Consider the following 25388-nt stretch of genomic DNA (forward strand, 5'->3'; position numbering starts at 1 on the left):
CAGGCACTAATATAGTGCCAGTTACCTAAAGTTACCAGTGCCAGACTACGCCGCCACTCCTATCGGTCGATGTGCTCGGCAGCATAGAGACCGAGATAGAAATCGAGGTCGCCGGTCCGCAGGCCAAGAGCCTCGAACACAGCGCCCATGAAAGTGACGGGAGCGGTGCCCGGCGCCGTGACGATGCGGTTGTCGAGGACCGCCCGTGGCTGGTCGACATAGAAGCTGCTGCCGGCATAGCCGGTGTCGGTAAGGCTTTCCGGCCCGTTGGCGGTGTGACGGGTTTCATCGAGAAGACCCGAGCGGCCAAGGGCCAGGACGCCGTCGCAGATGGCGGCAACCACCTTTCCCTCCACATGCGCCCGCCGCAGCATTTGCGAAATATCGGGCGCGTCCGGGGTCGACCAAATCGGCCCTCCATTGACGATCAAGGCGTCGAGAGCGCCGCTCTCGATCTCCTCGATGGCGAGGTGCGGGGTAACAGATAGCCCTCCGGCGGAGGTGACCGGAGTGCCACCGGGCGTGGCAAACCGCGTGGTCAACCGGTAGTAGGATCGCGCCGCGGCATTGAGCAGCGCCGTCTCCCAATCGGCGAAACCCGGTGTAAGAATGGTGACCAGCGTTTTCATCTTCGCCTCTCCTGTAATGCCGCTCAACTGTCGGCCGTTGTCCCGACAGGCCGTGTCAGCAGGTTCACATGGGTGTCACCCGGGCTGCCGCTTGCTTGAGATCGGCGGGAGTGGCTGCTAAGGAAAGCGCGTTTTCTCCCGGACATTGTCGGAGTCGTCGTCTCTTGACCTTGCTGCGCAGCCTCGTCCTGACCCTTTTCATGCTGATCGCCGGTATTGTGCCCGCGCTCGCCAACCCGATGCTGGTTGTCGACCGCGACACGCTGGACGTGCTCTATGCGCAGGAAGCAGGACAGCCTTGGCATCCTGCCTCCCTGACCAAGCTGATGACGGCTTACGTCGTGTTCGAGCAGCTGGCCGCGGGTACGGTGACGCTGGACACCAAGGTCATCATCTCGCGCAAGGCGGCCAACGAGCCTCCCAGCCGGTCGGGCCTCCAGGTCGACAGCGCGCTGACGCTCAAGGACGCGCTCTATGTGATGCTGGTGAAGTCCGCCAATGACGTCGCGATGGCGATTGCCGAGACCGTTGGCGGCAGCGAGGAAAAATTCGTCGCCATGATGAACGACGCCGCCCGCCGGATGGGACTGACGGCCACTCACTATGTTGATCCGAACGGGCTCAGCGACGAGGGCCAGGTGACCACCGCCCGGGACCTTGCCGTGCTCTCGCTCTACATCGAGCAGAATTTCCCGCAATTCATGCCGATCTTCGGGACAAGGGCGGTGCAGCTGGGCAAAACGCGACTGGAATCGGAGAACAAGCTGCTCGCCCATTTTGCCGGGACCACTGGCATGAAGACGGGTTTCATCTGCGAGTCCGGGCTCAACATCGTGGTGACGGTGGACCGCAATGGGCGGAAGCTGATGGCCGTGGTGCTGGGGGGACAGTCCGGACGCGACCGGAACGAGCGCGCCGCTGAACTGATCCTCAAGGCCTTGTCCGGGTCGATCAAGCCTACGGGGCAGAAAGTGCTTGGCCTGTCGAACCTGACCGACAGAGAGCCGGTGAACATGCGCCCGAGCATTTGCGGCAAGGAGGCTGCGGCCTATCGCGATGCCCAGGAGGCGGCGTTCCCCATGGGGCTCAAGGGGCAGCCAAGCTATCTCACCGACGAAATCGAGGAGCGCATCTACACGGCCACCAATCTCGGCCGGTTGCGCGACGGGATCGTGCTGCCCCGGCCGCGCCCGCAACACGTTGCGATCAATCCCGTGCGGCCTTCCGTTGCGAGCGCCGAGGTAGAGGGGGATTTGCGGGGCGGAATCGCTGCCGAGACCGCCCAGGCAGGCGATGTGCCGTTTCCCGTCCCACGCCCGAGCTTCCTCAACTAGGGAACTGCGCAAGGGCGCGTAAGCCTAGCGGCCGTTTCCGACCACGATGGTGAATGTGAAAACGCCGTCTGCTTCGGTCGCTTCGCAAGTGTGTGCGTGCTGGCGGCAGTAGAGCGGGATGTCGACCTTTACCATCGGGTCCGTGGCGACAAGCGTGAGGACCTGGCCGGACCCGGCGCTTGTCAGCGCCTTTTCCAGCTTGAGGACGGGCAGGGGGCATTTGAGCCCCCTGGCGTCGATGTGCCGATCAGTTGCCAATCACGAGGACCCAATAGACGCCATAGGCGGAACTGGGGTTGGACGCGACGGCAATGCCGGCCTTTCCGGCTTGCGCCAGGAGCCCGGCAGCGTCGGCCGGGTTGTTGCGCCAGCCCGAGAAGGTTTCGGCGAAGGTCTGGTAGCCGGCGCTGAGCTTCATCTGGTTCAGAGCCTGTGGCTTGCTGGGCGCGGTGCCGGTCTGGGCGTACTGGTTTGCCAAGGCCTGTGCCGTGCCGTTAAGGCCGTCGTCGACCTGCAGGGGCGCTACGCCGTTGGTGGCGCGATAGGCGTTGATCAGACCGACGGCCTGAACCGAATCGAGCCGCGCACCCGGCTGGTCCATGGGCGCGCTGAGACCCGGATGCAAACCGGCCGGGCTGGCAGGGCCACCCATGGAACAGGCAGCGAGTGTGACTGCAGAGAGCGAGAGAAGACCGAAAGCGGCCAGTTTGAGGGGACGAGAGAGCAATTCAGTTCCTTCCGGGGCAAGGCTTCGTTGGCCAAGCATTATCGGATCCGTGCCTACCTTAGACTTAAGGCGGGCACGATCGGGTGGGTCCTTTTGCGCCTTGCTTAAGAGAGGCGAATAGCTGCAAATGCACACAGCGAAAGCACCTAAGCCTACAAAAAAGGGCGGGAATGGGGAGCACGGCAGTGCAGGCCGCTCTGAGACGACTTACTGAGGCCCGTGCGACAACTGTCGCCACAGTGACGATTGTCCTCTGTCTCCTCGGGTTTTGCGGCCTCTTCTCGTTCTTCATCCTGAGGGGAGTTGAGCAGACCGGGCAGCAGTTGGAGGCGGAGTCGCAGGCGGCGGCACAGGTGGTGGCAACCAATGGCGGCTGGATGGCGCAACTGGCCCGGCAGACGCTTCTGCGGGTGGACGCATCTCTGGGGCCATTTTTGGACCTGCAGAACGAGCAGTTGAAAAATGCCGTCGGCAGCCTGCCAACGGGTGTGAACGTCTACGTAGTGGACGAGAGCGGCGACACGAAATTTGCCACGGTGCCGGGCATGGGAACCATCAATGTCGCCGACCGGCGCTATTTTGCCGAGGTGCGGCAAGGCATGCCCTTCTACACGTCGGGTCTCATGATCAGCCGTCTACACGGCGAAAACATCTTCATCTTCGTCAAGAGAATCGAGCGCAATGGCGCTTTCCGGGGCGCGGTCCTGGTGTCGTTCAACAGCAAACTCCTCCAGGAGTTCTGGGCCTCGCTGGACCTCGGCGCGGGCTCGACCGTCAGCTTGGTCCGCATCGATGGAGAGTTGATGGCCCGTTACCCGCAGCCGGACGGACCGGTCGATCTTTCGGACTCGGTCCTGATTGCGCAGTACCTGCCGCAGGCCCCGGTCGGCACCTACGTTTCCAAGGCATCACCCGTCGACGGCGTGGCGCGCGTCGTCAGCTACCGGCTGATCCCCGATACCCGTATTCTCGCGCTGGCATCCATAGCCACCGAACCGCGCTGGGCGGCGTTCCGGACAGCCGTGTGGACGGTCATTCTGATCGTTGCCCCTATAGTTCTTGGCCTTATGGGCGGCTGGTTCTGGGTCCTGCAACTGCTGCGCCGGGACAGGCGCCAGAGAGAAGATCTGCAGAAGGCCCTCGAAACCAACACCCTGTTGTTCCGCGAAATCCACCACCGCGTGAAGAACAACCTGCAGTCCGTGCAGTCCCTGGTGCGCATGCAGGAGATGCCCACAAGTGCGAAGGTGGATCTGCAGAGCCGTCTGACTGCCATGGTGGCCATGCACGAGCACATCTACCGTCACGACCGCTACGAGGAAATCGACGCCAGCGAACTGATCCCGGTGGTCGTTGACGACGTCGTGCGGTCCTACGGCTCCCATGTCGAGGTGAGCTACGATCTCTCATCGCTCCCTGTGGACCGGGATCACCTGACGCCGCTCTCGCTGCTGCTCGCCGAACTTGTCACCAATGCCCTCAAATACGCCTTTCCGGATAATCGCGAGGGGCGCATCGCCATTTCCCTCGAACCGGCAGGTGAGGGTCGCTGTCTCCTGCGGGTGAGCGACAACGGCGTGGGCATGGCGGAACCGCTTCCCGGCGCGCCGCAGAGCATGGGCATGCGGTTGATCCGCGGCGTCGTCGCGCAAATGGCCGGTCACTACGCGTTCACGGTGGACAACGGGACCATCTTCGAAGGCGAGTTGGCTCTGTCGCTGGCGGGGCACCAGGACCCTGTGGCGGCGCAGTAGGAGCGGTGATGACCTTTGATTTGCAGCGCTTCCTGGACGCACAGGCGCCCGTTCTGGGCGATGTGGAAGCGGAACTGCGGGCCGGCCGCAAACGGACGCACTGGATGTGGTTCATTTTCCCGCAGCTGCGTGGCCTTGGGCACTCGGAGATGGCGCGATTATACGGACTCGACGGCCTGGCCGAGGCGCAGGCCTACCTGGATCATCCGGTATTGGGGCCGCGGTTGCGCGAGCATGTCGGCCTGGTGCTCAAGCTTTCCCACCGGACAGCCCACGCCATCTTCGGCTCGCCCGACGATCTCAAGTTTCGATCCTGCCTCACGCTGTTCAACCGCGCCGCGCAAGGCGACGATAAGGCTCTCTTCAGCACGGCGCTCGCCAGCTTTTACGGCGGCGAACCCGACACGAAGACCTTGTCCCTTCTTGAGGCCCGGCCTTAGCTCCGGATTGGCGACCAGCGGGAAGAGATACCGGATGACAGAAGGACCATCATGACGCAGCGGCAAACTCGTCGACAATTTCTCTCATCCGGACTCGCGGCGGCTGCGGTGTGGCCGCTGCTGGGTTCAGTACGGGCCGCGCGCTTCGACGCAGATCCGTTCGCCCTCGGTGTCGCCTCGGGCTCGCCCACGACTCAAGGCGTGGTTCTCTGGACAAGGCTGCTTTTTGCCGATGCCGACCCGGCCCCGGCCGATTCCTTCAGCTTCGCGCCGGCGCCGCAGCATCCCCCCATGGACGTGGCCTGGGAGGTCGCGGAGGACGAGAGCTTCTCGCGTATCGTGCAGTCCGGCATCGAGACCGCAAGCGAGGCGCTCGCCCATTCGGTGCATGTCGCGGTGGATGGGCTCTTGCCCGATCGCTGGTATTTCTACCGCTTCCGCTGTGGCGATGCGCTGAGCCCGGTGGGGCGCACCCGCACCGCCCCGGCCGACGACGCCGGTAATGCCCGTTTCAGCCTCGCCTTTGCCGCCTGCCAGCAATACGAGCAGGGCTGGTACAGCGCCTATCGCGACATGGCGGAGCGCGACCTCGACCTGGTCGTGCATCTGGGCGACTACATCTATGAAAAAAGCTATGGCGCCCAGCATGTGCGCGAGCATGGCACCGGCGCGCCCTCGCTGCTGTTCGAATATCGCCAGCGCTATGCGCTCTACAAGTCCGATCCGGATTTGCAACTGGCCCATGCCCGTTTCCCCTGGCTCTTCACCTGGGATGATCATGAGGTCGTCGACAATTATGGCGGTGACGGCTCGCCTACTGATCGTACGCCGGCAAGTTTCCTCAAGCGCCGGGCCGCGGCCTACCAGGCGTGGTACGAACACATGCCCGTTCCGCCGCTGGCGGCGCCCGACTTCGGCGATTTCCGCATCTACGGCAACCATCGCTTCGGCACGCTGCTGGATCTGACCCTGCTGGATGCGCGGCAATATCGTGACCCGGCACCTGAGGCGCCGCAGCCGGCCGAATTGAGCCGCTACACCATGCTGGGGAAGGTGCAGGAGGCGTGGTTCGACCGCACCATGCGGGAGAAAAAGGCGCATTGGTCGCTGATCGGCCAGACCACTCTTCTATCGGCGCGCGACCTCGAGCTGGGGCCGGGCACCCGCTACAGCGACGATGGCTGGGACCATTATCGCTCCGGTCGCGAACGGCTCCTCGAGAGCGTGCGCGCGGCCAACCGTTCCAACCCGCTGGTCATCGGCGGCGACCTGCACGCCTTCTACGCGGCCGATGTGCGCACGGCCGACGGGGACCTCGTGGCCAGTGAGTTCGTCACCGGCTCGATCACCTCCGACCCGCCTGCGGCCGAGGCCCTCGACACCGTCATGGCCGAGAACCCACACATTCGCTTCGGCGATGCCAGCCGCCACGGCTATTCCCTCCTGCACCTGGCGCCGGAGCAGGCCCGGGTCGAACTGGTCGCGGTGGATCGTAAGGACCCCGAAGCGACCGCCTCGATCTTCGAGGAATTCGAGGTCTTGGACGGCGTCCCCGGGGTGACGCGCGCCTGACCCAGCCGCCTGCGGGCAAGTGCGGTGACCGAATGGCATCTGAGTGCCATTCCGTCCGCTGCACCGAAGACGTTAGTGGGCCTCGTGGCTGCCACTGTGGTGCGAACTGCTGGCATGGCCGTAGAGGCTGGCGTCCTTGTGCTCGCTACCGAGTTCTTCGAACTCGAGGGCGGTGTGACCGATGTTGAAGGTTTCCTTCAAGCGCTTCTTGATCTCCGCCTTCACAGTCTCCATCCGGCTCCAGCTCCCTTCCTGCAGCACAACATGGCAATCGAGCGCGACCTCGTGCTCGTGCATCTGCCAAAGGTGCACCTGGTGGATGTCATCGACGCCCTCGACGCTGCAGATCGCTTCGATCACCGCGCCGTTGTCGATGTCGGGCGGGCTGCCCAGCATCAGGGTCCGGATCGGATTACCGATTTCGGTGAACGCCAGGTAGAGGATGTAAAGCGCTATGCCGATGGTGATGGCAGGGTCCACCCATCGCAGGTCGTAGAGAAGGATCAGCATCCCTCCGGCGACAACGGCGAGCGAGGCCAGCGCGTCCGACAGGTTGTGCAGGAACAAGGCCCGGATATTCACGCTGCCCTTCTGCATCGAGTAGGTCAGAAAGGCAGTCAGGGTATCCACTGCCAGCGCCACACCGCCCAGGATGATGACGGTCCAGCCTTCGACCGCGGTCGGCTGGAAAATCCGCATCCCGCCCTCGTAGATGAGGTAAAGGCCGATGACGATCAGCGTCGTGTAGTTGATGAGGGCGGCCACGATCTCGATCCTGCCGTAGCCGAAGGTCATCCGCTCGTCAGCGGGCCGCCGCGCAATCTTGCGGGCGCCGAACGCGATCACCAGCGATGCCATGTCGGAGAAGTTGTGGAGGGCGTCCGCGACAAGGGCGAGACTGCCCGAGAGGATGCCGCCGGCAATCTGGGCGACGGTGAGCAGGGCATTGGCCCAGATCGCTATCGAAACGCGGCGATCCCCCGACGCGGGATCCAGGTGCGTGTGGTTGTGGTCGTGCGGCACGAGAACTGCCTTTCGATCCGGAACGATACGTAACGGGCCTGTGCGGCGACCGGCAGAGCCTCGCCGCCATCCAAAGCTCACGCGAATGATACCAGCCGATGCTGAAGAATGGGGAACCTTCGCGGAAGTTCACCACTTCGCATCTGTGGCCAGTCTGAGGAGGATACTGATGTCGAGCACCACTTTCGATCATTCCAGGCGCGCGCGGGGCGGTTTCGGCTGGTATGCAGCCATTCTCGGCATAGTTGTGGGCCTCGTGGGCATCATCCTTGCTTCCGGTGGCGTGTATCTCATTATTCTGGGCGGATCCTGGTACTATGCCATTACTGGGCTGCTGCTCGTCTGGGCTGGGGTTCTGATGGTGCTCAACCGTCGAATGGGGGCCCTGATCTATGGACTCATCTGGCTGGGCACCCTGATATGGGCATTCTGGGAAGTCACGCTGGACGGCTGGCAACCTGCATCGGATTGGTGGGCGCTGGTGCCGCGCATCGTGGCGCCGACTGTCATCCTGGTGCTGGTGCTGATCGCGCTCCCTGGGCTGCGGCGTCACCAGGCTGTCGCTCGCTCGGCCTTGCTGGTGCTTGGCCTGGGTCTGGTTCCGGGGTGGACCAGCGCTCCGCCTGCGCAGGCGCAGGACAGCGTGGCTCCTGCCGGGCCGACCACTGATCAACCGGCCGGCGCGACCGGTGCAGCGGCCGATCCCGCAACGCCCTCCACTGCTCCGACTGAAACTCTGCCGCCAATTGCCGCGCCAGCGGCGGCGCCTGCCGCCGCAGGCAACGAGGAAGCAGGGAGCGCCCCCAATGCTGCCACGACCGACAGCAACGGCGTTGCGGTCAGTCCTGTGATCGCCGAGGACAAGGAGCGTCCGGCCGACGTCTTGCCCCCTGTAGGGGAAGACTGGCCGGCCTATGGAGGCTCTGAGTCCGCGCAGCGCTATTCTCCGCTCGACCAGATCAATACCGACAACGTCGCTTCGCTCGAGCAGGTGTGGTCCTTCCACACCGGCGATCTTCCCAGCGATGAATCGGAGGGAAAATACTCACCCGAGAACACGCCGCTGAAGATTGGCGATACGCTCTACGTCTGCTCGCCGATGAACCAGATCATCGCGCTCGACGCGGCCACGGGCCTCGAGGCCTGGCGCTACGATCCGAAAGTGTCGCCAGACGCCATCCCCTACGGCGCGACCTGCAAGGGCCTCGCCTACCACGCCCAGCCTGATCTCGACCCCGGCCAGCTTTGCGCCACGCGCCTCATCATGGGGACGCTCGATGCGCGCCTGATCGCCGTCGATGCCGCTACCGGTCAACTGTGCCCCGATTTCGGGAGTGGAGGGCAGGTCAATCTCGAAGAGGGTCTCGGTCACACCGTGCCCGGCTGGTACGCGGTAACCTCGGCCCCCGTGATTGTGCGTGGCGTCGTGATCACCGGTGCACAGGTGAGCGACAACCAGGCCAATGACGCGCCCTCCGGCGTGGTGCGCGGCTATGATGCGATCACCGGAGAGTTCATGTGGGCCTGGGACCTCGGCAAGGGTGGCGCGGTCGGCGAGCCCGCCGAAGGGGAAACCTATACGCGGGGCACGCCGAACATGTGGACGACGGCCACCGGCGACCAGGAGCTTGGCTACGTCTATTTGCCGCTTGGGAACTCTTCGTCCGACTACTGGGGTCCCGATCGGAGCGAAGCCGAGAACGAGTACGCCTCGTCATTAGTGGCGCTCGATGCGACGACGGGCGAGGAAGCGTGGCACTTCCAGACTGTGCATCACGACGTCTGGGACTATGATCTCGGCAGTCAGGTCACGCTGGTCGATTTTCCCTCCGGCGACGGAACGGTGCCAGCGCTGATCCTCTCCTCCAAGCAGGGACAGATCTACATCCTCAACCGCCAGACGGGAGAAAGCCTGTTTCCGGTCGAGGAGCGCGAAGTCACGACGACCGGCGGGGCTCAGACCGAGTACATGTCTGCCACGCAGCCCTATTCGGGCTACGCCAATCTCACCAAGCCCGACATCACCGAAGAACAGATGTGGGGGATGAGCCCCATCGACCAGCTCTGGTGCCGGATCCAGTTCCGCCTGGCACACTACACGGGTCAGTACACGCCGCCGTCTGCCGACAAGCCGTTCATCGAATATCCCGGCTACAACGGCGGATCGGACTGGGGGAGCGTGGCCATTGATCCCGAACGCGGCATTCTCATCGCCAACTACAACGATGTCCCCAACTACTCCCAGTTGATCCCGCGTGATGCTGCCGAGTCAGAGGACATCAAGGCCTTCGGCGAAGACAATGGCGACGTGTCGGCGATGGAGGGCGTGCCGTATGCCATTGACGTGAACGCCGGCTGGCGGGTCCCGGGCACGGGCATGTTGTGCAAGCAACCGCCCTATGGCTGGATTCGGGGGATTGAGCTTTCAACAGGCAAGACGCTTTGGGATCACCCCTTTGGCTCGGCCGAAAGAAATGGGCCGTTTGGCATCCCGTCCATGCTGCCCTTCACCATCGGCACGCCCAACAACGGCGGCCCTGTCACGACGGCAGGCGGACTGACCTTTGTCGCGGCGACGTCGGACAACAAGCTCCGCGCCTTCAACACCGAGACAGGCGAGGAGCTATGGTCGACCGACCTGCCGGCGGGCGGCCAGGCTACGCCCATGATCTACGAAGCCGGCGGCAAGCAGTTCGTGGTCATTTATCCGGGCGGTCACCACTTCATGGAAACGCCGGTCGGCGACGAGGTGGTGGCTTATGCACTGCCGGAGTAGTGCGAGGTTAGCAGCCTTTAGAGGAGGCGAGAGCGCAGTGACGGCTCCGTGAGTCCATCCCGGTGCCACTCGTAGCGAACATCGGGCGCCTTGGCCTCGTTGCCAAGGCCGCCCGTCTCCTCGACAGGCACGAACCCATTGCGCTCATAAAACAGCCTGGCCGGCCCATTCTGCTGAAAGGTCCAGAGCGTCAGTCGAGGCCATTTTGCCTTCGCGACATCGAGCAAAGTTCTGCCGATTCCCTGACCATGCCAGTCCGGGAGAACGTACAACTGCTCGATCCATCCGTTGCCAAAGGCCACAAAGCCGACAAGGCGCTCATCAAAGGCGCCCCATATTTCGCAACCCTCAAAAACCGAGCCGCGAAAATAGGCCCTGTCTTCCTCGGGGGTATGTAGGCCAGCAAGCTCTGGCAGGGCGTGATCGAAGGACCTTCGGTGAACGCGAGCGGCGTCATCCATGTCCTCCAGCCCGAGCTGCCGTAGGTGAATTGCCATGAGCTTCTACCTTCTCGTGAACCACCCACACGAGGTGGCCACCCTCCGCCTTGCCGACAGGTCGATCAAGGTCTGTTTTCTGATTTCAGGGCAGCACCCGAACCGGCCGTCGGGTTCTAATTCATGAAGCCAGTAGTCGCGCGTGGGATGAGCCGTCCCCGAACCGAGAGCGTGCGGTCCTCGAGCGGCGCGTCACCGATCAGTTCCGTCAGCGCCCGTTCCGCCATTTCGAGGAAGGGCAGGGTGATGCTGGTGATGCCAAGGTCCTTGGCAAATTCGCGGTCGTCATAGCCGATGATCGCCAGGTCCTCGGGCACCCGCAGGCCCCGTTCCTGTGCCGCCTGCATGGCGCCACGGGCGATGATATCGTTGTGGCAGAAAATGGCGTCGGGCGGCTGGGGCAGGGCCAGCAGTTCGCACGCCGCGGCATGGCCGCCCCCATGGCTCCAGTCGCAGCTCCGTTCATACGCCGCTCCTGGGTTGAGTGCTGATCTGTTGAGAGTGCGATGGTAGCCGGCCAGCCTTTCCTTGGTGGCCACCTGCCAAGGGTCGCCGGTGATGGTGGCGATGCGCCGCCGGCCGATCTCGATGAAGTGCTGGGCGGCGAGCGCTCCGCCGTGCCGCTCGGCCGGCAGGATCGCCAGCCCCGTGCTGTCCTCGCGCCTGCAATTGAGCAGCACGTGGCGCTGCCGTTCAAGCTCCGCCGGAGGCACGACCACGGCCGAAAAGGTGCTCGCATACACCACGCCGGCCACCCCGAAACGCTCATAGTTCTCCAGCGCCGCCACCTCGTTGCCGGGCACGCCATCGGAGACCTGGATGATGATCTGCACCCCTTGCGCATCGGCCTGATTCTGCAGGCCGTAGACAAGATCGATCGGGTAGGCCGAGGAAATTTCGTTGATGACCACGCCATAGAGGCGCTTTCGGTCGCCGAGTTCATCCAGCAGCGGCCCCGGCCGGTAGCCCAGGTCGCGCGCGACCTGCAACACGCGCTGCCGCGTTGCCTCCGCAATCCGCACCCCAGGCACCTGATTGAGGATCAGCGATACCGCCGTGCGGGAGACGTTTGCCTCCCGCGCGATGTCGACCATCTTGACGCGTTTTTTCACAGCCCCAACCTCCGATGCGTCTGTTCTTGACAAGCTTTGGACCCTGTCACAATCTGCTAAACAAGTTTAGCAGACGTGCCGGATGCGAGGACACAAGAGCATCCGGGGTGACCGTCGAGTCAGGGCGCCAGGCGCGCCGCACCGCCAACGAGGATCATTGTGACCCCATCCGCTTCCGCTCTCGCCCCCAATCCGCAGTTCCGCCGTGACGGCTGGGTCGATCTCTGCGGCACCTGGGGCTTCGCCCATGACGATGCCAATGTTGGCGTGAAGCAAGGGTGGTGGAACAGGCGCGACGCGTTCAATCGCGAGATCGTCGTGCCCTATCCTCCCGAGAGCGAGTTGTCGGGCCTGCGCGAGACGGGCTTCCACCCGGTGATCTGGTACCACCGTACCTTCGCCCGTCCGCAGATCGGCGCGGGTGAGAAGCTGCTGCTCAACTTTGGCGCGGTCGATTATGCGGCGACGGTCTGGGTCAACGGTCACTGCGTCGGCAGCCACGAAGGCGGCCATGTGCCGTTCTCCCTCGACATCACCCACGCGCTGGTGGATGGAGAGCAGACCGTGGTGGTGCGGGCCGAAGACCAGCCCGAAGACGTCCGCATTCCCCGTGGCAAGCAGGATTGGCTCGAGGCGCCCCATTCCATCTGGTACTACCGCACCAGTGGCATCTGGCAGCCGGTCTGGCTCAGCGTCGTGCCGGAGTTGCACCTCACCGACATTCATTTCGTGCCGGACGTCGCCAATTATCGCGTCCACTGCGATTTCCGCCTCAACGCCATTCCCGCCGAGCCCGTCGCGCTGACGGTCAAGCTGACGGCGCAGGGCAAGCTCCTCGCCCAGCAGACCATGACATTGGCCGACAGCGAACTGCGCTTCGATATCTCCGTGCCGCAGCTCGAAAACGGTGTGCATCGCGAGGCGTTGCTGTGGACGCCGGAGCGGCCGAACCTCATCGATGTGGAGGTGACGCTGGAGGGACCGAAGCCGGACCGTGTGCAGTCCTATCTGGGGCTGCGCAGCGTCGGTGTCGGCGGGCAGCGCTTCCTCCTCAATGGCCTGCCTTATTACCTCCGCATGGTCCTGGGCCAGAACTACTGGCCGCAGTCGCATCTGGCGGCGCCAGGCCCGGATGCGCTCAAGCGCGAGGTCGAACTCATCAAGGACATGGGCTTCAACGGTGTCCGCATCCACCAGAAGATCGAGGACCCGCGCTTTCTCTATTGGTGCGACGTCCTTGGCCTCATCGTCTGGGAAGAAATGCCCAGCGCCTATGCCTTCTCCCATTCGGCCATCGAGCGGCTCTCGAAGGAGTGGATGGCTGCGATCCGCCGGGACAAAAGCCACCCGTGCATTGTCGCCTGGGTTCCGCTCAACGAAAGCTGGGGCGTCTCCCAGATCGCCGATCGCCCCGACCAGGCCCACTACGCCAGTGCGCTCTATCACCTGACAAAGGCTCTCGACCCGAGCCGTCCGGCCATTTCCAATGATGGCTGGGAACTGGTGGAGAGCGACATCTGGTCGATCCACGACTACGCCCCCGACGGCGCCGGCCTCAAGAGCCGGTTCCACGAGCCGGCCGATATCGAGGCCATGCTGCGCGGGATGGGGCCGGCCCGCCGCCGGATCGTGCTCGGCGATCTGCCGCTGGGCGACAAACCCGTCATGCTCACCGAATTCGGTGGCCTCAGCTACCTGCCAAAGCAGGGCCAGAAATGGTACGGCTACTCGACGGTCAATAACGCGGCAGAGTTCGAGGAGCGTCTGCGCGACATCTTCTCGGCCATCGCCGCGATGCCGCATGTGGCGGGATACTGCTATACCCAGGTCACCGATACCGAGCAGGAGGCGAACGGCTTGCTGACAGCCGCGCGCGAGCCTAAGCTGCCTCTCGAGACGCTGCGTGAGATCACGACCATGGCGGCCGCTTCCATTCCCCATGAGCAGATCGATGATGCGCGGCGCAAGGCGCGTAAGGCTGCTGACGACGCCGAGCCGCTCACCTTGTGAGCGGCCGTGCCGCTGCGAATGCTTCCGCTACAGTGATGCTTATCAAATACACTGATCTTTTGTGGTTCGGCGTATTGACTGCGGCTGCTTTCCGTCTGAAAAATATGACAAATGATCGCGCATCCGATGTTCGGAGCAGCGCGGCAGCCGGTGCCAAATGCGCCTTGGGAGAGCATTGATGTCCGATATTGTCCTCAAGGAGGTCAGCAAGTCCTTTGGCGCCGTGAGCGTCCTGGACAAGGTGTCGATGCATATCGCCTCAGGCGAATTCATCGTCTTTCTCGGGCCCTCGGGCTGCGGGAAGTCCACCCTGTTGCGGATGATCGCCGGCCTCGAACAGGTCACCTCCGGCGAGATTTATCTGGCAGGGGAGCGCGTCGATCAGTTGCCGCCCAATGAGCGCGGTGTAGCCATGGTGTTCCAGAACTATGCGCTCTACCCGCATATGACGGTGCGGGACAACATGTCCTTCGGCCTGCAGAACGTGCGGACGCCCAAGGATGAGATCACCCGCCGCGTCGAGGATGCGGCGCGCATGCTGGAGATCTCGCAGCTGCTTGATCGCAAGCCGGCGCAGCTGTCCGGCGGTCAGCGTCAGCGCGTCGCCATCGGGCGCGCCATCGTGCGCAACCCGAAGGCCTTCCTGCTCGACGAACCGCTGTCCAATCTCGACGCTGGTCTGCGCGTCCGCACCCGGCTCGAACTGGCCCAGCTGCACAACCGCATCAAGGCCACGATGATCTTCGTGACCCATGACCAGACCGAAGCGATGACGCTGGCGACGCGGATCGTGGTGATGAACAACAAGAAGATCGAACAGATCGGAACGCCGATGGAGGTTTATTCCCGCCCAGCGACCCGGTTTGTCGCGGCCTTCGTTGGCTCGCCGGCCATGAACTTCATTCCAGTGGAGTCGGTCACTGACAGGGAGGGCCGGGCGGCCTTCAGCTTCGCCGGCCAGCAGCCCGTTGCAACGACGGTCCCCTTTGCCGGTCTCCCGTCGACGGGCCTGACCTTCGGCATCCGCGCCGAGGCCGCGCACATCGATCCCAATGGCAGTATCGAAGCGACGGTCGATGTCGTCGAGCGGCTTGGCGAGCGGACGCTGGTCTATACCCGGCTGGCCGATGGCGCGTCGCTGGTCGCCGAGGACAAGGGGATCAGCAGCGTTCAGGCTGGAGACACTGTGCGCATCGCGCTCGATGGTCATGCTGCCATGGCCTTTGACGAAGCCGGCAAGGCCTATCACGCCGCCTGACGGGGTGGTGGGCAGGGCGAGTTCCGCTTTGGGCGCGAGCTCGGAGAGAAATTCAGGACCGCCACGGGCGGAATTCTGAACCAAGGCGCGTCAGCTTCGCCAGCGAGACGCAAAGCCTGAGGAATGGCGCTGGGGTTTCCCCCAAGGGAGGATGAACGTGAAGAAATTTCTATCTGTTGCCATGCTGTCGAGCGTGGCGTTGCTGGCCATCGGCGCAGCCCAGGCCAAGGAAACCGTGGTCTGGTGGGATTTCCTGGGTGGTGGTGACGGCGTGCGCATGAAGGCGCTGATCGAGCGCTTCAATGCGGAACACGCCGATACCATCGAAATCCAGGGCACCACGCTGGAATGGGGTACCCCGTTCTATTCCAAGGTGCAGACTTCGGCCGCCGTCGGCGAAGGCCCGGACGTGATGACCTATCACCTGTCGCGCATCCCGCTCGGCGTGGAATCGGGTGCTCTGGCCGAAATCAACCCCGACGACCTGGCCAGCGTCGGCCTCACCGCCGATAAGTTTGCCACGTCCAACTGGGAAGCCGCACAGGTCGATGGCAAGCAATATGCCGTGCCGTTCGATATCCACTCCATCATTCTCTACTACAACAAGGACAAGCTGGCCGAAGCCGGACTGTTGGGCGAAGACGGCAAGCCAATCGGCCTCGACGGCGTCGACAACTTCACGGCCGCGCTCGAAAAGCTCAAGCCGGGTTCCGAATATGCCGTATCGCTGCAGACCTCGGGCGACGGCACGCCGTGGCGCGTGTTCTATTCCCTGTTCAACCAGCAGGATGGCGTGTTCCTGAGCGACGATGGCACGTTCCTGCCGGACGACAGCATTCCGAAGGCCGTGAAGGCCGTGGAAACCATGGCCAATTGGGTCGAACAGGGCTACGCCCCGGCGCAGACCGAGTACGAAAACTCCGTCGCCCTGTTCACGTCGGGCGCGGCTGCTCTCCACATCAACGGCGTGTGGGAAGTCCCCACCATGACCGACCTGGCTGCCAAGGGCGAACTGGGTTTTGAGTGGGGTGCGGTGATGCTGCCCACCTTCTTTGATCACCCCGCAACCTGGGCTGACTCCCACTCCTTTGCCATCCCGAACAACGCCGGCAAGGAACAGACGCCCGAAAAGAAGGCCGCCGTGCTCGAAGTCATCTCCTGGATGAACAAGAACTCGCTGGCCTGGGCCGACGCGGGCCATATCCCGGCCTATACGCCCGTCCGCGAGAGCGAAGAGTTCAAGACCATGGAGCCGAACGCCACCTACTCGATCCTGGCCGACACGGCCGTGTTCGATCCGCGCTCGACCCTGGCTGGCGTGGCGTCGCCTGTCTATGACGCCGTCGCCAACTACATCAGCCCGGCCGTCAACGGTGAACTGGAACCGCAGGAAGCCATCGAAGAGATGAAGGCCGACCTGCAGGACCAGGCTGACTGACACTCGACCCCAATCAGGTCCGGCGGCCCATGGCCGCCGGATCATCCCATGAGGCCGGAGCACCATGATCAGGAATCACCGCCGTGAGGTAACCGTCGCTTACCTCCTCATTCTGCCCTTCGTGTTGACGTACGGTGTGCTGTTCCTGTGGCCGACCATCCAGATGGTCTACATCAGCTTCACTGACGCCCCGCTGATCGGGCCCGGGGAGTGGATTGGTCTGGAAAACTACATCGAGATGTTCGACGACCGGCGGTTCTGGACCGCGGTCCGCAACACAGCCTATTTCGTCGCGCTGACGGTGGTGCCGAACACCTTGATCGGCCTGGCCATCGCCATGATGGTGTCGCGTCTCAAGGGGTGGCAGCAGAGCATCATCCTGGCGCTGTTCTTCCTGCCCTATATCCTGCCAGTTTCCGTGGTCTACCGGATCTGGAACTGGATGTTCAACGTCCAGTTCGGCATCCTGCAATACCCGATCAGCGCCATTGCCGGCGAACGGATCAACGTCTTCCGCACGCAATGGATGTTCATGCCGGCGGTTGCCCTGGTCACCATCTGGTGGACCTGTGGCTTCAACATCCTGCTGTTCCTTGCGGGTCTGCGCTCGATATCGCCCGACATCTACGAAGCTGCGGCCCTCGACAATGCCAATCGCTGGACCATTTTCCGGCGCATCACCTGGCCGCTGATCTGGCCCGTAACGGCGCTGGTGCTCACCATCCAGCTCATTCTTCAGCTCAAGATTTTCGACCAGGTCTACCTGTTCGTGCAGGGCGGTCGTCCCGACCCGTCAATGGTCATGGTGCAGTACATCTACAGCCAGGCGTTCCAGAAGAACCAGGGCGGCTATGCCGCCGCGATAGCGGTGGCTCTGTTCGTCATCGTCATCGCCTTCTCCGTCCTGCAGTTCCAAGTGCTCCGTTCCCGAGGTGAAAAATGAGCGCCGTTGAGAGCCAGCAGACGACAGCCGCCGTGGCCGCCACGTCCCGCCAGCGCACCATGAAGGCGCTGGACGTCGGCGGACTGATCCTGACCCTCGTCACCGTCGTCTTCGCGCTGCTCTGGGCCTTCCCGCTCTATTGGGGGATTATCACCTCCCTCAAGCCAGAATCGCAGGTCATCGCCAAGACCGTGGAATTCCTGCCGCGCACCTGGACCATCGAGGCCTACTGGCACGTGCTGGTCAACACCATGATCGGCCGCTGGTATCTCAACTCGCTCGTCACATCGCTGGCCGTGACAATCCTGACGCTGATGATCAGCGCCACGACGGCCTATGCGCTGTCGCAGCTCCGCTTCCCCGGGCGAAACCTCATCTGGTACATGATCCTCGCCAGCTTCATGGTTCCGATCGCCGCGCTGATCGTCAACCACTTCATCCTGATGGCCCAGTTCGGGCTCATCAACACCTGGCTCGGCGTGGTCTTCCCGCAGCTCATCCACCCGGTGGTGATCATCGTCTACAAGAACTTCTTCGACTCCGTGCCCAAGGAGTTCCGCGAGGCGGCCAAGATGGATTCCGCCAGCGAGTGGCGCATCTTTTCACGCATCTACCTGCCAATGAACTGGGGCGTGACCACCGCGCTCGCCATCGTGACGTTCATCGGCGCCTGGAACAACTTCCTCTGGCCGTTCCTGGCCGTATCCCGTCCGGAGATGATGAACGTCGCCGTGGGCATTACCCAGGTCAATGACGCGTTCGGCGTGCAATATGCGCGCGAACTGGCCGCGGCGATCCTGGCCGCGCTTCTGGTTGCGGTCCTTTACCTGATCTTCCAGCGGCGCGTCACGCAGGCCATCATGCTCTCGGCAGGCGTCAAGGGCTGATCGGCAACCCCTCGTGCCGCGCTCGCGCGCGACACGAACGGGACCGGTTTCGAGAAACAAGGCACTCGCTCGGAACCATCGCGTCGCCTGCCAGTTAAGGCACAGCTGCGCCAGCCCTCCCTCCGTTCGGCGCAGCCACTTCAGAGAGCCGCTGGCGCGCCCCCGCCGGCGGCTTCTCTTCTTCCATGAGCGGGCCAGCCGACGAGCCGTGGCCAGGGCGCCCGGGGCGTTCGAGACAGCGGCTACGACGGTCCAAAAAGAGGAAAGCTGGTGATCCCGGCGGGATTCGAACCCACGACCCCAGGATTAGGAATCCTGTGCTCTATCCTGCTGAGCTACGGGACCAGCCAGCGTCGGACCTAGCAGCGAGCGGGGAAATTATCAAGCTGCAGCGCGCCTCGGCGCCCCGGGCGGTTGATCGCGGGCGACCCCTCCGCTACATGAAGCCCGAACGAAAGGACCCAACATGCGAGCGGAAATCGAAAAGACCGTCGCCGAAATCGAGCAGGTGCTGAGCCTGCTGAGGAGGCATCTTTGACTGGGATACGGCACAACTACGTCTCGATGCGCTGACGGCGCAGACCGAATCCCCTGACTTCTGGAACGATCCGGAAAAGGCCCGCGTCATCATGCGCGAGCGCGATGAACTCGATGTTGCGGTCAAGACCGTGCATGAGCTCGAGGCCGGCATTCGCGATAACTGCGAGCTGATCGAACTCGGCGAGGCCGAAGGCGATGCGGACGTCGTGCGCGAGGCCGAAGAGGCGCTGCTCGAACTCAAGAACACCGCCCGCCGCACGCAGATCGAAACGCTTCTCTCGGGGGAAGTGGACGGCAACGACTGCTATGTCGAAATCCATTCCGGCGCCGGCGGCACCGAGAGCCAGGACTGGGCCAACATGCTTTTGCGCATGTATTCGCGCTGGGCCGAGCGGCGGAAGATGAAGGTCGACACCATCGAGATGCACGATGGCGAAGAGGCCGGCATCAAGTCCGCGACCATTTTGGTCAAGGGCCACAATGCCTATGGCTGGATGAAGACCGAAAGCGGCGTGCATCGGCTCGTGCGCATCAGCCCCTACGACTCGGCGGCCCGGCGGCACACCAGCTTTTCGAGCGTCTGGGTCTATCCGGTGGTCGACGATTCGATCGACATCCAGATCAACGAATCCGACCTCAAGATCGACACCTACCGCTCGTCCGGCGCCGGCGGCCAGCACGTCAACACGACGGACTCGGCCATCCGCATCACCCACGTGCCGAGCGGTATCGTGGTGGCCTGCCAGCAGGAGCGCAGCCAGCACAAGAACCGGGCGACGGCCATGAACATGCTCAAGGCCCGGCTCTATGAACAGGAGCTGCAGAAGCGCGAAGAGGCGGCGATGGCCCAGGAGGCCAACAAGAGCGACATCGGCTGGGGCCACCAGATTCGGTCCTACGTGTTGCAGCCCTACCAGATGGTCAAGGACCTGCGGACGGGCGTCGAGAGCGGCCAGCCCTCGGTGGTGCTGGATGGCGACCTCGATGACTTCATGGAAGCGGCACTGGCGCAGCGGGTCGGCGTGGCAACGGACACCGCCGAAGCAGAATAGGCGCGAAAAACTCTCACAGCCCCGGCCCCAGGCCGGGGTTTATCTATTGGAGCAGCGCGACGAGCCGTTTTCCCGCTTCGAGGAAGGGCTTGGGGTCGATGGCACTGTCGCTGCGGCGAATTTCGAAATGCAGGTGCGGACCGGTAGAGCGGCCGGTGGAGCCGACACGCGCAATCGGCGTGCCGGTCTGCACCACCTGCCCGACATGCGCCAACTGGGCGCTCAAATGCCCGTAGCGCGTCATGAGTCCATTCGCGTGCCTGACCTCGACCACCTTGCCATAGCCGGACCGGGTGCCGACGTAGCTGACAACGCCGTCGCCGGCGCTCGACACGGTCGTGCCCGTCGATGCCGCGAAGTCGAGACCGGCGTGGAAGGCGCGGCGGCCGGTAAAGGGGTCCCGGCGATTGCCGAAGATGGAGCTCTGGCGGTACGTGCCGGCGATCGGCATGTGCACGGGCGCATCTTCCATCACCTCCCGCGCCGCCTTGTAGCGGATAAGGGTCTCCATGACCGCATTGGCGTCCTCGACCATGGGGGAGGCATCGACACCGTCGACTGCGTCGAGGAGCGGCCCGCCGATGCCTTCGAGATCACCTTCCGGTAAGTCCACCTTTATGCCGAGGCGGGCCATCTCCGACACAATGCCGTCGGTGCGCGCGGTCGCGGCATCGGCGATGCCGCTCATGGCCACCTGCGTGTCGCTGATCATCTGCCCGATCTGCGCGGCGGTGGCGGCGAGGTCGGGGTTGCCCGAGGGGGTGGACACGGTTCTCAGGGCCGGCGTGCCAAGGGACGCGACCGGCGTGATGCCCAGTTGTCCGGCCTTGTCCACCAGTGCCTTGACCAGCTGGTGCTGCTCGACCAGCATTTCCTGCTGCTGGGAAAGCTCCTGCAGTTGCAGGTTCATGTCGCCGGTCTGGGCATAGTTGCGGGACTGCAGGCGGTCGATCTCGAGCCGCATCTGCGTCAGGCGCCCCTCATAGGCCTCGATGACCCGCTCGTTCTGGCCGTTGACCAGCCGGGCGATGTCGGGCGCCATCAGCATGCCCGTCGCGGTCAGGGCGTTGGCGCCCAGCAGCAGTGCAAACATGCCGTAGAACAGTCCCGGATGGATTCCGGTGCGGGCAGGCCTGGGGCGCGAGCGATCGGCTGGGGCAAAACTGGCTGACACTGACACGACGCATCCCACGCTCGACTATGGTAAAGCCAATATGAGCCGGGATGGTTAAGAAGCCGAAAAAGCTCAGGCCTTGCCGAGCACGTCATCGAGCGCCTGCAGCATCTTGGCGGCATGCCCCTTGATGCGGGTGGCGCGCACGATCCGCGCGATGCGACCGTCTGCGCCGATGATGACGCTGGTGCGGATAAGCCCCATGAATTCGCGGCCATAGAGCTTTTTCATCTGCCACAGCCCGAACGCCTCGATGACCTGTCGCTCCGGGTCGGCCACCAGCGGCACCTTCAGATCGTACTTGGCGCGGAACTTGCGGTGTTTTTCGGCCGGATCGGGCGAGACGCCGAACAGAAGGGCGCCACGGGCAGCAAAGTCGGGGGCAAGGGCGGAGAATTCCTGGTTCTCGTCGGTGCAGCCGCCGGAGTCGTCCTCGGGGTAGAAGAACAGCACGACCGGACGTCCCTTGAGCTCCGCCAGCAAGGTTTTCGAGCCATCGTCGAAATGAAGGGTGACGGGTGGTGCAGGGTCGCCGACGGAAAGTGTGGTCACGGGTCGTGGCTCCACTGCCTCAAACAGGGTTCATCCAATAGAGGGTGTCGGCGCCTTAATCCAGCCGGTATCATGCGACAGAGGACCGCAAAGGGCGGTTGATTCTGGGGTGTTAGCGCAGTGTCTGCACCGGCACTCAGAGCAGTTGAAGCGAGCGCACGAGCCATTACCGCGGACCCGCCTTCATCTTCAGTGTCGCCGCCGGCTCGCGCCCCGATGCGCCGGTTTGCCAGGGTGGCAGTGTGGGTGCTGGGCGTGCCCTGCGTCCTGCTGCTGGTGCTCTACGCGGTGCTGCTGGTCACGCCCGTGCAATTGCCCTTCGCCGGCCTTGCGGTGCGGGGCTTCGTCCAGTCGCTGATGCCCAAGGGCACGACCATCGAGATGGGCGACATGGCCCTGGCGCTCGAGAGCGGCATCTGGCCCGTGGTGCAGTTTTCGCCCGTGGAGATGACCGACGCCGTCTCCGGCGCCAAGATCGAAATGCGTGCCTTCGAGGTGGGTTTTTCCCCCGTGCGCGCGCTGTTCGGCCAGCCGGGCGCAAGCGTCACCATTGTCGGCCCACACCTGCAGATGGTGCAGGACCTGCATGGTCCGCGGCTGGCCAGCCTGGAGCTTGTGCGGGGCGAGGATGGGCAGAGCGAACCGACCCTGCGCGTGTTGGAGGGCGAGCAGGCGTTTCCGCCCGTCGACATCTCCAGCGAGGGGATCGGCGCCGGTGACGCCTCCTTCTTGCGCTCGGACAATGACTGGCTGATTTTCAACCTCGAGGCCTTCGACAAATCCATCGCTGATCTACTGGCCCAGGTGCAGCAGGGCCGCTTTTCGAGGCTGGTGGTGCGCGGCGGGACGGTCGAGATGTCGGACGCCGTCTATGGTCTCTACCGCAGCTTCGAAGACGTTGCCCTCGATCTCAAGGCGTCCCGTGATGCGCGCGCGGTCACGGGGGATTTTTCGGCTACCATTGCGGGTCGATCCGTCGTCGGCACCATCGGACGGAGCACGGCCGAAACCGGCGGCTCACGGCTCCGGGTGGACGCGACTAATCTCGACTTTTCTGCGCTGCTGCCCTTTCTCGACGATCGCGAGACCATGGCTGGCCTGCAAGGGGCCGGGGCCCTGTCGCTCGATGTGGAATTTTCCGAGGCCGGCAAAGTCTCCGGCGGAGACTTCAAGATCGACCTGACGGGATCCGACCTGCGCATCAAGAACGACTTCTACCCCATCGTGAGCTCTATCCTCGACGTGCATTGGTCGCCGCAGGACGGGTTGTTCCGGGTCGACGAGAGCACTTTGCAGATCGGGAACAGTTCAACCACGATCGCGGGCGTTCTGGCCCTCGGCCTCGATTCGACCTATGGACCGACCGTCGGCCTCTCGTTCACGGCGGCGAACCTCCGGCTGCAACCCTCGGACCTGCCGGCGCCGGCCGAACCCATCGAGAGCGTTGAATTCTCGGGCTGGTCGGCCTCGCTGTACGGAGCCGTGGGCATAGATCGCCTGGTCCTGCGCAAGGGCGAGGCGCTCGTGGAGGCTGCGGGACGCTTCGACATGCTGCGTCAGGGCATGGGACTGAAGCTCGACATTGCCGGGCAGGGCGCCACCGCCGACGACGTCAAGCGCCTCTGGCCGTACTTCCTGGGCACTGAAAGCCGGGACTGGTTTGTCAGCAACGTCACCGAAGGCCGGGTCAAGTCGGCACAATTACGGTTCAATTTTCCCGTTGGGACCCTCGCAGAGGAAGGCGAGTCCAAGCCGATTCCGGAGGGCGGCATGGCAGTGGATGTGGTCGCCGAAGGCGTGGCCGTCCGTCCCATTGCAACCATGGATGCCGTCGCCATCGCCGGCGATACGCACCTCCTTATCGATGATGCGAAGGTCACCGTCGCGGGCGGGGGCGGCGTGCTGGAGACGCCGCAGGGCCGGATCGATGTGAGCAATCCGGCTGTCGTCATGGACAATAGCGATGTCAGCAACCGGGTCGTGGAGGTTTCGGGGGACGTCAGTGCGCCCATTCCCGCGCTCCTGGCGCTGGCGCGTCAGCAGCAGCCGCAGGCATTGGACGCCCTGGACCTACCCATTGACCCCGAGGCGTTGACGGGATCGGTCCAGATGGGCCTGGTCACGACGATCGCCCTTGCCGACCCCGCCACCGGCCGGCCCATCGACATCGACTACGTCGTCAACGGCTCCGTGGCCGATTTTGCCAGCGCCAAGCCCATCGAGAACCACCGCATCGCGGACGGCGCACTGACCTTCTCGGCCTCGCAGAACAGCTACCAGCTCGGCGGTACCGCTGAAATCGACGGTCTCGACGCCCGCATTGCGGTGCAGGGGACGCCGGCCACCGAGCCTACCCTGACGCTGGGGGCCACGGTGCCCGTTGCCGATCTTGCGAAGATGGGCTTTGACGCCTCGGATTTCCTCTCCGGCACGGTGGATTTCCAGGCCCAGCCCATGGCTGATGGCCGCATCGCCGTGGCCATCGATCTGACCCAGGCCGGGGTGAGCATCCGCGATATCGGCATCACCAAGCCGGTGGGAACCCCAGGAACCCTGGCCGCGACGGCGGAGATCGACGGCGACATCACCCATCTTACCGGGATCGACTTGGCCTTCGGGACCGTAAAGCTGGAAGGAGAACTCGACTTCAGCGTTACCAAGGGCCTCGTCAGCGGTGACTTTGAGAAATTTGCGCTCGGCGAGGGGGATAGCGCCAGCGTTACCCTCGCGCCGATGGAGGGCGGGTACTCGGTCAATGTGCGCGGCACGCAACTGGACCTCAAGCCCATGCTCAGCCGCTTCTTCAGCCTGAACCAGGGCGCCGGTGGCGTGCAGGCGACGCAGTTCGACCAATCCATCGCGCTCGATGTCGAACTGGATCGCGCCCTTGGCTACTACGCCACGACCGCCTTCAACCTCGACGTCAACCTGCTGCTGCGGGGCAGCACTCTGCGACGGGCGACGCTCACCTCGCAGTTCAGCGAGGGGAACGCCGTCTCCATCACCACCAATCCGGCGCCGCGCGGGCGCACACTCAGCGTGGCCTTCAACGATGCCGGCACGATCCTGCGCTTTCTCGGCATCTACTCCCAACTGGCCGGCGGGCGCGGCAGTCTCGTGCTGACGACCGATCGCGAGCTCGATGCCGAGGCCGGGCGTCTCATCATGCGGAACTTCTCCCTCGTGGATGAAGACAAGGTTGTGCAGGTGCTGGGTAATCACTCCGATTCCCGAGCCGCCATCTCACAACAGAACCGGCTCGATTTCACCGCGGGGCAGGTCGACTTCACGCGGAGGAGCGACCGCGTCGAAGTCTCCAATGCCGTGCTGACCGGAAACACCGTGGGCGGCACCATGCGGGGCGTGATCTACACAGACAGAAAGGTCTACGACCTGGCCGGCACCTACGTCCCTCTGTTCGGCCTCAACAGCGCTTTCCAGAAGATTCCCCTGCTGGGGCCGTTGCTGGGGGGGCGCGATGGCGAAGGCCTCGTGGGGGTGACGTTCGCCATCCGTGGCCCCCTGGAGGATCCGGACTTCCGCATCAACCCCTTGTCTCTCCTGGCGCCGGGCATGTTCCGGGAACTCTTCGAATTCCGGTCGCAGGAACTGCCTCAACAGCGTTGACCGGGTCCCTGCAGGCCACAAAAAAGAGTGCCCGGCCAGGCCG

20 protein-coding genes and 1 tRNA gene are annotated in these 25388 nt (G+C 63.8%); 12 read left to right on the forward strand and 9 right to left on the reverse strand.

Features of this window, described 5'->3' with window-relative positions:
• Positions 1-59: 59 nt before the first annotated feature.
• Positions 60-629: a DJ-1/PfpI family protein gene (locus IC608_RS03315; protein ID WP_191772592.1), complete on the reverse strand. Its 570-nt coding sequence runs from the start codon at positions 627-629 to the stop codon at positions 60-62.
• 164 nt (positions 630-793) lie between these two features.
• On the opposite strand from IC608_RS03315, the gene IC608_RS03320 reads away from it, so the two are divergent.
• Positions 794-1963: a D-alanyl-D-alanine carboxypeptidase family protein gene (locus tag IC608_RS03320; protein ID WP_191772594.1), complete on the forward strand. Its 1170-nt coding sequence runs from the start codon at positions 794-796 to the stop codon at positions 1961-1963.
• Positions 1964-1987: 24 nt separating this feature from the next.
• On the opposite strand, the gene IC608_RS03325 is transcribed toward IC608_RS03320, so the two are convergent.
• Both IC608_RS03325 and IC608_RS03330 read right to left on the reverse strand, forming a co-directional pair.
• Positions 1988-2221, reverse strand: coding sequence for a sulfurtransferase TusA family protein (locus IC608_RS03325; protein ID WP_191772596.1), 234 nt, complete (start codon positions 2219-2221; stop codon positions 1988-1990).
• On the reverse strand, positions 2211-2690 hold the full coding sequence (locus tag IC608_RS03330) for a CAP domain-containing protein (protein WP_191772598.1): 480 nt from the start codon (positions 2688-2690) through the stop codon (positions 2211-2213). The genes IC608_RS03325 and IC608_RS03330 overlap by 11 nt, the downstream gene beginning before the upstream one ends.
• A gap of 185 nt (positions 2691-2875) precedes the next feature.
• On the opposite strand from IC608_RS03330, the gene IC608_RS18400 reads away from it, so the two are divergent.
• Genes IC608_RS18400 through IC608_RS03345 form a run of 3 tightly spaced genes read left to right on the forward strand, consistent with a single transcriptional unit; the run spans position 2876 to position 6456 of the window.
• Positions 2876-4444, forward strand: coding sequence for a histidine kinase dimerization/phosphoacceptor domain -containing protein (locus IC608_RS18400; protein ID WP_191772600.1), 1569 nt, complete (start codon positions 2876-2878; stop codon positions 4442-4444).
• An 8-nt stretch (positions 4445-4452) separates the two neighbouring features.
• Positions 4453-4884 (forward strand): DUF1810 domain-containing protein, encoded by a 432-nt coding sequence (locus IC608_RS03340; protein ID WP_191772602.1) that lies wholly within the window; start codon positions 4453-4455, stop codon positions 4882-4884.
• Positions 4885-4935: 51 nt separating this feature from the next.
• Positions 4936-6456, forward strand: coding sequence for an alkaline phosphatase D family protein (locus IC608_RS03345; RefSeq protein WP_191772604.1), 1521 nt, complete (start codon positions 4936-4938; stop codon positions 6454-6456).
• A gap of 72 nt (positions 6457-6528) precedes the next feature.
• Here IC608_RS03345 and IC608_RS03350 read toward each other — a convergent pair whose 3' ends face one another.
• Entirely contained in the window at positions 6529-7479 is a 951-nt protein-coding gene (locus tag IC608_RS03350) for a cation diffusion facilitator family transporter (protein WP_191772606.1), read from the reverse strand.
• Between the two features lie 169 nt (positions 7480-7648).
• Here IC608_RS03350 and IC608_RS03355 point away from each other — a divergent pair, with 169 nt between their 5' ends.
• The gene (locus tag IC608_RS03355) at positions 7649-10255 is read left to right on the forward strand and encodes a membrane-bound PQQ-dependent dehydrogenase, glucose/quinate/shikimate family (protein WP_191772609.1); all 2607 of its coding nucleotides are present in this window, start codon (positions 7649-7651) and stop codon (positions 10253-10255) included.
• A 17-nt stretch (positions 10256-10272) separates the two neighbouring features.
• On the opposite strand, the gene IC608_RS03360 is transcribed toward IC608_RS03355, so the two are convergent.
• Positions 10273-10752 (reverse strand): GNAT family N-acetyltransferase, encoded by a 480-nt coding sequence (locus tag IC608_RS03360; protein WP_191772611.1) that lies wholly within the window; start codon positions 10750-10752, stop codon positions 10273-10275.
• A 116-nt stretch (positions 10753-10868) separates the two neighbouring features.
• The gene (locus tag IC608_RS03365; protein WP_191772613.1) at positions 10869-11864 is read right to left on the reverse strand and encodes a substrate-binding domain-containing protein; all 996 of its coding nucleotides are present in this window, start codon (positions 11862-11864) and stop codon (positions 10869-10871) included.
• Positions 11865-12023: 159 nt separating this feature from the next.
• Here IC608_RS03365 and IC608_RS18405 point away from each other — a divergent pair, with 159 nt between their 5' ends.
• The 5 genes from IC608_RS18405 to IC608_RS03390 all read left to right on the forward strand — a co-directional run bounded on the left by IC608_RS18405 (position 12024) and on the right by IC608_RS03390 (position 18400).
• Positions 12024-13874, forward strand: coding sequence for a sugar-binding domain-containing protein (locus IC608_RS18405; protein WP_191772615.1), 1851 nt, complete (start codon positions 12024-12026; stop codon positions 13872-13874).
• A 178-nt stretch (positions 13875-14052) separates the two neighbouring features.
• On the forward strand, positions 14053-15132 hold the full coding sequence (locus tag IC608_RS03375; RefSeq protein ID WP_191772617.1) for an ABC transporter ATP-binding protein: 1080 nt from the start codon (positions 14053-14055) through the stop codon (positions 15130-15132).
• Positions 15133-15289: 157 nt separating this feature from the next.
• The gene (locus IC608_RS03380; protein WP_191772619.1) at positions 15290-16570 is read left to right on the forward strand and encodes an extracellular solute-binding protein; all 1281 of its coding nucleotides are present in this window, start codon (positions 15290-15292) and stop codon (positions 16568-16570) included.
• A 64-nt stretch (positions 16571-16634) separates the two neighbouring features.
• Positions 16635-17513: a carbohydrate ABC transporter permease gene (locus IC608_RS03385; protein WP_191772621.1), complete on the forward strand. Its 879-nt coding sequence runs from the start codon at positions 16635-16637 to the stop codon at positions 17511-17513.
• A 59-nt stretch (positions 17514-17572) separates the two neighbouring features.
• A complete protein-coding gene (locus IC608_RS03390; RefSeq protein ID WP_191773764.1) occupies positions 17573-18400 on the forward strand; it encodes a carbohydrate ABC transporter permease in 828 nt (275 codons plus the stop codon).
• A gap of 268 nt (positions 18401-18668) precedes the next feature.
• On the opposite strand, the gene IC608_RS03395 is transcribed toward IC608_RS03390, so the two are convergent.
• A tRNA-Arg gene (locus tag IC608_RS03395) sits at positions 18669-18745 on the reverse strand.
• 121 nt (positions 18746-18866) lie between these two features.
• Here IC608_RS03395 and prfB point away from each other — a divergent pair.
• Positions 18867-19992, forward strand: a protein-coding gene (gene prfB, locus IC608_RS03400; RefSeq protein WP_191772623.1) for a peptide chain release factor 2 whose coding sequence is annotated in 2 segments (ribosomal slippage) — positions 18867-18935 and positions 18937-19992 — 1125 coding nt in all. Because the reading frame shifts where the segments join, the coding sequence is not laid out codon by codon here.
• Positions 19993-20035: 43 nt separating this feature from the next.
• Here prfB and IC608_RS18410 read toward each other — a convergent pair.
• Together IC608_RS18410 and IC608_RS03410 are read right to left on the reverse strand one after the other, a co-directional pair.
• Positions 20036-21172 carry a M23 family metallopeptidase gene (locus tag IC608_RS18410; protein WP_210316183.1) on the reverse strand — a complete coding sequence of 379 codons (1137 nt, stop codon included), beginning with the start codon at positions 21170-21172 and terminating at the stop codon, positions 20036-20038.
• 66 nt (positions 21173-21238) lie between these two features.
• Positions 21239-21718 (reverse strand): redoxin domain-containing protein, encoded by a 480-nt coding sequence (locus IC608_RS03410; RefSeq protein ID WP_191772625.1) that lies wholly within the window; start codon positions 21716-21718, stop codon positions 21239-21241.
• A 216-nt stretch (positions 21719-21934) separates the two neighbouring features.
• On the opposite strand from IC608_RS03410, the gene IC608_RS03415 reads away from it, so the two are divergent.
• Complete coding sequence (locus tag IC608_RS03415; RefSeq protein ID WP_191772627.1) at positions 21935-25345, forward strand: AsmA-like C-terminal domain-containing protein; 3411 nt, start codon at positions 21935-21937, stop codon at positions 25343-25345.
• Positions 25346-25388 lie beyond the last annotated feature (43 nt).

Origin of the sequence: Devosia oryzisoli (assembly GCF_014837245.1) — a bacterium.
Lineage (GTDB): Bacteria > Pseudomonadota > Alphaproteobacteria > Rhizobiales > Devosiaceae > Devosia > Devosia oryzisoli.